The organism is Tabrizicola sp. (assembly GCF_051645465.1).
GTDB lineage: Bacteria > Pseudomonadota > Alphaproteobacteria > Rhodobacterales > Rhodobacteraceae > Tabrizicola.
Window position 1 is genome coordinate 1 of the sequence record NZ_JBOFBI010000383.1, and the last position, 8995, is coordinate 8995.

General features: G+C 63.0%; 8 protein-coding genes and 1 pseudogene. 3 read left to right on the forward strand and 6 right to left on the reverse strand.

Annotated features, from left to right (window positions below):
* The 4 genes and pseudogenes from ACRCSW_RS23415 to ACRCSW_RS23430 form a co-directional block, all read right to left on the reverse strand.
* A pseudogene (locus ACRCSW_RS23415) lies at positions 1-280 on the reverse strand (ABC transporter permease); the annotation flags it as partial.
* Positions 277-1245, reverse strand: a complete 969-nt coding sequence (locus ACRCSW_RS23420) for an ABC transporter permease (protein WP_438708061.1) — start codon at positions 1243-1245, stop codon at positions 277-279. The gene ACRCSW_RS23420 and the pseudogene ACRCSW_RS23415, both read right to left, overlap by 4 nt.
* On the reverse strand, positions 1238-2752 hold the full coding sequence (locus ACRCSW_RS23425) for a sugar ABC transporter ATP-binding protein (protein ID WP_438708062.1): 1515 nt from the start codon (positions 2750-2752) through the stop codon (positions 1238-1240). Before ACRCSW_RS23425 ends, ACRCSW_RS23420 begins: the two co-directional genes overlap by 8 nt.
* Positions 2753-2947: 195 nt before the next feature.
* Positions 2948-3928 carry an ABC transporter substrate-binding protein gene (locus tag ACRCSW_RS23430; RefSeq protein WP_438708063.1) on the reverse strand — a complete coding sequence of 327 codons (981 nt, stop codon included), beginning with the start codon at positions 3926-3928 and terminating at the stop codon, positions 2948-2950.
* Positions 3929-4120: 192 nt separating this feature from the next.
* Between ACRCSW_RS23430 and ACRCSW_RS23435 the strand changes: the two genes are divergently transcribed.
* Entirely contained in the window at positions 4121-5251 is a 1131-nt protein-coding gene (locus ACRCSW_RS23435) for a LacI family DNA-binding transcriptional regulator (protein WP_438708064.1), read from the forward strand.
* Between the two features lie 229 nt (positions 5252-5480).
* On the opposite strand, the gene ACRCSW_RS23440 is transcribed toward ACRCSW_RS23435, so the two are convergent.
* Positions 5481-6614 (reverse strand): L-dopachrome tautomerase-related protein, encoded by a 1134-nt coding sequence (locus ACRCSW_RS23440; protein ID WP_438708065.1) that lies wholly within the window; start codon positions 6612-6614, stop codon positions 5481-5483.
* A gap of 7 nt (positions 6615-6621) precedes the next feature.
* Complete coding sequence (locus tag ACRCSW_RS23445) at positions 6622-7653, reverse strand: SDR family oxidoreductase (RefSeq protein WP_438708066.1); 1032 nt, start codon at positions 7651-7653, stop codon at positions 6622-6624.
* A gap of 72 nt (positions 7654-7725) precedes the next feature.
* Between ACRCSW_RS23445 and ACRCSW_RS23450 the strand changes: the two genes are divergently transcribed.
* Together ACRCSW_RS23450 and ACRCSW_RS23455 are read left to right on the forward strand one after the other, a co-directional pair.
* On the forward strand, positions 7726-8268 hold the full coding sequence (locus tag ACRCSW_RS23450) for a TetR/AcrR family transcriptional regulator (protein ID WP_438708067.1): 543 nt from the start codon (positions 7726-7728) through the stop codon (positions 8266-8268).
* A 165-nt stretch (positions 8269-8433) separates the two neighbouring features.
* On the forward strand, positions 8434-8995 hold a 562-nt coding region (locus tag ACRCSW_RS23455), incomplete at its 3' end, for a tyrosine-type recombinase/integrase (RefSeq protein WP_438708068.1).

Here is an 8995-nt window from a genome sequence, read left to right on the forward strand (position 1 = left end):
GAAGCCCGGGCACCAAGCCGTATGGGCTGGCATAGGCCGCGGCGACCGAGGACAGCGCCGCAACCGACCCGACCGAAAGGTCGATCCCGCCCGTCATGATGACAAAGCACATCCCCAGCGAGACGAGCGCGAACATCGAGTTGTAGCGCAGCACGCTGAGGATGTTGAACGAGCCGAGGAAGTTGTCATAACGCAGCCAGCCGAACAGGATGACCAGCGCGAGTGCCAGCACCACGCCGTAGCTGGCCAGCAGCTGCCCCCAGGCGATCTTGCGCATCATGCGGTCCTTCCCCGTTCCTGCAGCCAGACCGCAGCGATGATGATCGCGGCCTTCACAACCAATGCCGCCGCATCCGGCACGCCGTTGGCCAAAAGGGTGTAGCGCACCAGCTGGATCGTCAGCGCGCCCATCAACGTGCCGATGATCGTCGCGCGCCCGCCCGTCAGTAGCGTGCCACCAACGGCAACCGCGGCAATGGCGTCAAGCTCCATCCCCATGCCCACCAGATTGGCGTCGGAGGCAGAGTTGATCGCGATCACGATCAGCCCCGCAAGACCCGCCAGCGCGCCGGAAATCGCATAGACCGCGATCTTGACCCGGCCCGTGGGGATACCCGAAAGCCGTGCCGCGCGTTCGTTGCCGCCGATTGCCAGCACCTCGCGGCCAAAGTTGGTCCGTCGCAGCGCCCAAGCCGCTGCCGCGACAATGATCAGCATCAGGATCACCTGCACCGGGAGGCCGAACAGGCGGCCGAGGCCGATCACCTGAAACTCCGGCACCTTGAAGACCTGCAGGTTGCCGTTGGTGACGACCTGCGCGATGCCCCGTCCGGCGATGAAAAGGACCAGCGTCGCCACGATCGGCTGGATGCGGAAGCGCGAGATGAGCCAGCCGTTGAAGGCGCCGAACAACGTGGTGATCACGATGGCGACGACAATCGCCAGCGCCACGGCAAGATGGATCGAGCCGATCTCGACAAGCTTGCCCATGAAGATCATCGGCGCGATCGCCCCGGCGATGGCCATCAACGATCCGACCGACAGGTCGATCCCACCGGTGGCGATGACCAGCGTCATGCCGACCGCGACGATGACGATGGTGCAGACCTGCGTCAGGTTCACGTTCAGCGTCTGCCATGAGACAAAGTTTGGCGTGAAGATCAGGTTGAAGCCCAGCAGCAGCAACAGTGCGATGCCGGTGCCGTAGCGCCCCAAAAGACCATAGATCGCGGCACGGTCAGCCATGCGTGCCCCCATGCGCCATTGCCGCCAGCACCCGGTCTTCGGTCAGATCGGCGCGGGCGATGTCGGCGACGCTTAAACCTTCGCGCAGGACGAAGACGCGGTCGGCGCCCTCGACCACCTCCTCCAGTTCGGACGAGATCATCAGGACGGCGAGCCCTTGATCGGCCAGCGACCGGATCAGGCGCTGGATTTCATCCTTGGCACCGACGTCGATACCGCGCGTCGGTTCGTCCAGGATCAGCAGCTTCGGTGACATGGCCAGCCAGCGGGCCAGCAGCACCTTCTGCTGATTGCCGCCGGAAAGCTCGCGGATCTTCTGGTCAGGGCCGGTGCACTTGATGCCAAGCTGGCCGATGAAGCGATTAACGATCTCGGTCTGGCGCGCCTCATCCACGATGCCGCTGCGGCCAAAGGCCGGGCGCAGCGCCAGCATCATGTTGTCGGCGACGCTCATGTCGGGGACGATGCCCTCGATCTTGCGGTCTTCGGTACAGAAGCCAAGGCCCGCGCGGATCGCGTCAGAGGGCTGGCGCGGGGTGTAGGCCGACCCGTTCAGCAGCATCGAGCCCACGCGCAGCGCGGTATCGCCGAAGATCAGCCGCGCGGTTTCCGACCGGCCCGCCCCCAGAAGACCGGCGAGGCCCACGATCTCGCCCTCGGCAACGCTCAGGCCCACGTCGCGCACGGCGCGGCCATCCGACAGGTCACTGGCCCGCAGGACCGGCGCGCCGGGCGGCTTGGCTGCAGTGCCGAAACCGGTGGCCCGGCCCTCGGCCCGCGCCACGTCACGGCCGAGCATGGTCGAGACGAGTTCCAGCTTGGTGATGCCGGTCATCGCCGCCATGCGCACGGTACGCCCGTCGCGCATGATCGTGACCTGGTCGCAGACTTCATAAAGCTCATCGAGGCGGTGGCTGACAAAAAGGACCGAGACGCCCTCGTCCCTGAGGCCCCGGATCACCGAGAAGAGCACCTGCGCCTCGCGGTCGTCGAGCGAGGAGGTGGGTTCATCCATGATCACCAGCCGCGCAGAAAACCCAACCGCGCGGGCGATGGCGACCATCTGCTGCGTCGCGGTGGAGAACTGCGACAACGGCTGGTCGACGTCGAGGTCAAGGTTGAAGCGCGCCAGAAGCCGCTTCGCCTCGGCCCGCATCGCGCGCCAGTCCAGAAGGCCGTACCGGCGCGTTTCGCGGCCGAGGCAGATGTTTTCCGTCACCGACCGCTGCGGCACGAGGTTGATTTCCTGGTAGATCGTGCTGATCCCCGCCTCTTGCGCTGCACGGGGCGAGCCCACCTCGAACGGGCGGCCCTCAAAGCTGACGTTGCCGCCATCCTTGCGGTGATAGCCGGTCAAGACCTTGATCAAGGTGGATTTCCCGGCCCCATTCTGCCCGATTAGCGCGTGAACCTCGCCTGGCAGAACCTCTAGTGATGCCTCTGACAGGGCGGCGGTGCCGCCGAACGACTTGGAAATCCCTTTCATCGACAGAAGTGGCGCTGACATGATCCCCGTGCGTTGTTGTTCGAAACGTCAGATGGCGAAGGAACGCGCCCCCGGAACCCGCTGTCAACTGGGTGCTGGCCTTCGCCACGGCAAAGTCGCACACACCGGTGCCGCCCCGCATGGAGGAAACCAGGGAGCCGGGATCGGCACCGGTGCGTGCGGGTGCGGGCCGGGAAGGCCCGCACCAAGGCCGTCCTAGTAGGCGGTGGCCAGCATCTCTGCCGCGTTCGAGGCGTCGAAGAACCGGTCGGGGTTGATCAGCTTCGGCGGGATTTCCTCGCCATTCGCATAGGCCACGGCGGTGTCGAAAGCCTTCGGCCCGAAGAGCGGGCTGCACTCGCAGACCGCCGCCACCTTGCCGTCGATGATCAGCTGGACGATTTCCTTGCCGCCGTCGATCGACAGGATCATCACATCCTGCCCCGCGACCTTGCCCGCTGCCTCGACCGCCGAGATCGCGCCGATCGCCATCTCGTCGTTGTGGGCATAGATGATGTCGGCATCGGGATGCGCCTGCAGCAGCGTTTCCGCCACCTGCCGCCCCTTGTCGCGGGCAAAGTCGCCGGTCTGCGAAGCGAGGAGCACGAATTCCGGATGCGCGGCGATGTAATCGTCGAAGCCCTTCTTGCGGTCGTTCGCGGGCGACGAGCCCGTGGTGCCTTCCAACTGCAGGATTTTCGACTTGCCGCCAGCATTGGTGACCATCCACTCGGCGACGCGACGGCCTTCCTCGATGAAGTCCGAGCCGATGAAGGTCACATAGTCGACACCTGCCTGGGCTAGCGACTGGTCGACGTTGCGGTCCAAGAGGATCACAGGAATGCCCGCGCCCTTTGCCGCCATGATTGCTGGGATCAGCGGCTTTTCCTCGCGCGGTGCCAAGAAGATCAGGTCGACGCCCTGCGCGATCATCGAGTTGACGTCGGCCACCTGCTTTGCTGCAGATCCGGCGGCATCGGTATAGACCAGCTGCCAGCCGCGCGCCGCGGCTTCGTCCTGCATGCTCTTCGTCTGGGCCAGGCGCCAGGGGTTGTTGCTTTCGGTCTGCGCAAAGCCGACCTTGTAGGTGTCCTTCTTTGCGAGCGGCGGCAGCTCCGCAAAGGCGGCACGGGCGAATGCCGAGGCAGCCGAGGCTGCAGCAGCAGAGATCATCAGGTTACGGCGGGAAATACGCATGTGGTTCTCCTCCCAAAGGCCAAATGGTGTTGCCAAGAACTGCACGCTGATCCATTTATAAATATCAGTCAACGGAAATTTATGATTATAAATGAACGGCAGATGCCAGCAGTCGAGTCGCAACCGGCCAGCCGATGCTATATCGACGCGACCTGACATACTTGACGGCATCTTGGGGAAGGATGGAATGGCATGACCGCAGACGGCGGAGACCCCGATCCCGCGCCGAAAATGTCCAAGCTGCGCGCCGCGAGCCTGGGGCAACGCCGTGTCACGATGACTGATGTCGCTCGCGTGGCGGGGTGTTCGCAGGCCACGGTATCCTTCGTCCTGAACAAAGCGCCGGGCGTGAAGATCTCGGAAGAAACACGCGCCCGAGTGATCGAGGCGGCCCGCGCGCTGAACTATGCAGTTACCAGCCTCGCGCATCTCGACAACGGTGACGATGCCACCGGGAACATCGACGCGAAGACGGGATTTGTTGGCTTTGTGGTGGACCAGCTTGCCACCAGCCCAGAAGCTGTCGTTGCGATCGACGGCGCGCGCCACGCGACAATGGAAAAGGGAGAGATGATCTGGGTCGCACAAACAATGAACGACCCGGAGATGGAGCAGAAATCCATCAGGACGATGATCGCCAAGGGCGCCACTGCGTTGGTCTACATGACCATCTTCACCCGCGAGATCGTCTTGCCGGAATGGCTGAGGAACCTGGAGCTGCCGGTGGTCCTGCTGAACTGCTATACCCGGGATCAGACCCATCCCGCCGTGATACCAGCCGAAGTGGCAGGCGGGCAGCGGGCGACGCGCCACTTGATCGATTTCGGCCACCGGCGCATCGCGACGATCACGGGCGAGCCTTGGATGGAGGCCGCGCGTGATCGCCTGAAAGGATATCGCAAGGCACTGACCGTCGCAGGCATCACGCCGGATCCCGCGCTTGTGGTCGAGGGAAACTGGTCCGCAAGTTCCGGCTATGACGCGACGCGCACGCTCTTGTCACTGGTGGAGCGACCGACCGCCATTTTCTGCCAAAACGACCGCATGGCCATCGGGTGCTATGAAGCGCTAAAGGAAGCGGGACTGGTCATTCCCGACGATATGTCGGTCGTCGGCTACGATGACGAAGAGATTTCGCGCCATTTGCACCCGCAACTGACGACCCTTGTTCTGCCGCAGAGGGCGATGGGAGTCTGGGCCATTGAACAGTTGTCGCCTCGGCGCACCAACGATGCGCGCAAACACCCGACCGTAAAGCTTGAAGGCCAGTTGATCGAGCGGCAGTCTGTCGCTCCGGTCGATGCTGTCTACAAGACCGCCTAGACCAGAAGGCACCAATTCGCCCTCGGCCCACAACAGTCACTCGGCAAGCTGACGGTGCCACAGCGCAGCTTCTTTGAAGCAGACGTTCAGACAGAACGCAGCATTGGGAAGTGTGCAAGGTCAAGGGTGCCGGACGAAGCTACCAGCCTCACATAGCAGAGTTCCAACCCGCTGCTGCGCCTGCGTAAAACAACGCAACGGCCAACGAAGCGCCCTGTGATCAACCCACCTATTGCCCTGCTTCCCCCGAGGTTCCCGGCTGGAACCGCCAGACGTAGTAGGGTGCCTTCGCTGCGTGGTGTTCCGGCGATTGCAGCACGAGCTCCGGGATCGCGCTGTCGGAAAGGTAGAGCCAGCCGTCGGGGCCGAAGGATACGGCATCGGCCCAGCGGATGCGGGTATCTTTGACCACAGTGCTTAGTGTGCCGTCAGGGGCAAGGGCCAGCACGGCTTGATGCTCGATATCGGTGATGAAGACATTGCCCTGGTCATCCATGGAAATGCCGTCATTCAGCGGCTTCGAACCCACCGGCTCGATCACGGCTTCAAGGGCGGCTTCGGTAGCGACGGGGTCTTGCAGCACGGCAGCTGGCACGCGGAAAAGCGTGTCATGGTTCATAGCTGCATAAGTGACCCAGGCCCCGTCGCGGCTGGCCGCAATTCCGTCGATCCCGGTCTTCATCTGCAGGATGCCACCGAGGAACGACATGTCCTTGATCTGGTTGCGGACCAGGTAGTTCTGTGGATAAAGGCTCTCGTGCCGCTGCAGCCGTCGCCAGGCCGTGTCCGTTTCGGCGTCATAGACCACGATGGCGGGGCGTTTTGCCCAAAAACCAGCATCGGCGATATAGATGTAGCGCCCATCGGGCGAGATCGCCATTGCCTGCAGGAACGATCCCATCGGGGCGATATCACTGGCAAATTCGTGCCGCTGCACCACCGCGTCGGTCGCCAGATCGAAGGCGGTCAGACTGGGTTTCCCGGTGCCATGCCGACCGGGATCGATCACCCAAAGCCGGTTCCGGCTGTCGATGCTGACGCCGAGGGGGGTTTGTAACAGGTCAGTCTGCTCCGTTGCCGGATAGGGTTTTGCGGCACCATCGACCCATTCGTAAAGAAACGGAGCCGCAGGCCCGGATTCAGGATGGATAGTATAGAAGATGCGCCCTTCCGCCGACACGGCGGCATTCCCGATCGGGCGGTCGGATGTCACCGCCACCTCGATCGTGCCCTGCGGCAGGCGCGGTTCGCCCGATAGGTCAGGGTAGGGTTGTCCGCGTCCGAAGGCGAGCCAGACCGTGCCAACTGCGAGCAAGGCCAGAGCGGCTACGATGCCGAGGGCGTACTTGAGGAACTTCATCATCGCCTCCTTAACGGGCCGCGGCAGGGATATGGCCCCAGCGCGCAAGGTCTGCCAGCGTGTCCTGCAGGCTTTGCGCGACCGGGCGGTAGGACACGCCAAGCTCACGCGTCACCCGCGTCGCATCATAACGCGGCACCTGGCCCAGATGGGTGCGCAGGTAGCTGCCGGCCCCCTTTGGTTGCGTATAGCTGGCGAGTTTCATCAACGCCGTGCCGAACCCGCCGCTCAGGTCCAGTTTCGGCAGCCTGCCCGCATAACCCTCGGCCCGCATCAATGCGGCGGTTTCGGCCATGCTCATGTTGGCCGCGACGCAGAGATAGCGCCCGTTTGCCTCGGGCCGGTTCATCGCGGCAACATGCGCCGCCGCCACATCGCGCACATCGACAAAGCCCCAGGTCAGGGCCATGACCGCCGGATAGGTTCCCTTGAGCATATCAACCAGCGTCTGCGGCGACGTATTGACCGCCTTGGTATGCGACGGGCCGATCACCAGAAACGGGTTGATCGCTACCAGATCAAGGCCTGGCTTTTCACGCTCCATGAACTCCCAGGCCGCGCGTTCGGCCAAAGTCTTGGAGTAGTAATAGGGGTTCCGCACCAGGCTGGACGTCGTGTTCCAGTCCGCATCCGTCAGCACCCGGCCGTCGGGGTTGTCGGTGACGGCCGCCATCGACGATGTCAGCACTATGCGCTTTACCCTCGGGTTGGCCGCCGCCGCCCGCAGCATCGACAGCGTCCCCTGCACGGCGGGGTCGACCAGATCGCGCTGCGCATCCTGCACGTTGATCACATAGGGGCTGGCCAGATGCAGGATCGCATCGACATCGGCATGCGCGGTGAAAGGGTCGGGATCGGTCAGATCGGCCGCCACCAGCGAAAGGCGCTCGGCCCCCGGCATGGCCAGAAGATGCGCCGTCTTGCCCTTGTCGTTCGGGTCACGCACAGTGCCTGTCACCGTGTTGCCCGCTGCAAGGAGTTGCTCGATCACATGACCCGCAATGTAGCCCGTTGCCCCGCTGACCAGAACATTCCTTGCCATCGACTCATCTCCGGTTGATCTTATTATTTGAACGGCTATGTATAGTATCGTTCACTAATTGCAAGCGATCGAATGCACCCCTCTGCCCCGGACCTGTCTCCCCTGAAATCCGCCCGCCGCAACAAGCTGCTGGATGTTGCCCTGCATCTGTTCACGGCTCAGGGCTTCCGCGCGACGACGATGGAGGGTCTGGCCGAGGCGGCGGGGCTGTCAAAGGTGACGGTCTACGGCTATTTTTCCGACAAGGACGCTGTGTTCGAGGCCGTCGCGGTGCGGCTCGCCGAACGCCTGCGCGTCGCAGTCATGGGGCAGCTCCAGACAGACGCGCCCGTCGTTGACCGGGTCATCAACGCCCTGACCGTCAAACACGTCATGATCCACGATCTGGTCCGCAGCTCGGCCTTCGCTGTAGAACTGATGGCGCAGAAGGCCGTCGTGAACCGCATCTTCTCCGATCTGGATACCGCCCTGATTGCCCAGATCGGCGACGCGCTGGCCGACCATCAGGCCGCGCGCATTCTATTCAACGGGGCGATGGGTATCGCAAACGCTGCGGCGTCGAGGTCCGAGATGGAGACCGATATCGCACGCCTGGTGGGTGGTTTTCTCGGGTGATTGCCCACAATTTGGTCAACTCAATTGCGGCCCAGTCCGGCCATTCGAGGTTCGGTCCTTGCTGCGGTGCGGCTTTCCCAAAGCGGTCATTAGTCCCGAGCTGTGCTATCCTAGGTAATCAGCACACTGTTGGTGCGGGCGGGTTTGGTGGACGGAGGAAAAGCCATGTCTGCAATTCAGCTTCCTATCGTTCGCCCAATAGCCTCCGCCTGGAACAAGGGCCGGATCATCGGCCAGAAACGGCCGCTTCTGCCCAAGCATGTTTGGGCGATCCGGGTGCGTCTGGAGATCGCGGACAACATCCGCGATCTAGCCCTGTTCAACATGGCCATCGACAGCAAACTTCGCGGGTGTGATCTCGTGCGGCTCAGAGTGCGCGATGTCTTTGTATCCGGGCATATGAAGGAGCGAACCTCGGTCCTGCAGAGCAAGACCCAGAGACCTGTCCAGTTCGAGATCACCGAACAGACCCGCAAAGCCGTCCAGCGCTGGATCGAAAGCCCGGCGATGTTCGGGTGTGACAACCTCTGGCCGAGTCGGTTCCATGACAGCCCTCACCTCTCGACGCGGCAGTATGCAAGAATTCTGCGGGAGTGGGTGACCTCGATTGGGTTGGAGCCGAGCGCTTACGGAACGCACTCGATGCGGCGCACCAAGGCAGCACAGATTTACAAGAAGACCGGCAACCTGCGGGCGGTGCAGCTTCTGCTTGGTCACACCAAGATGG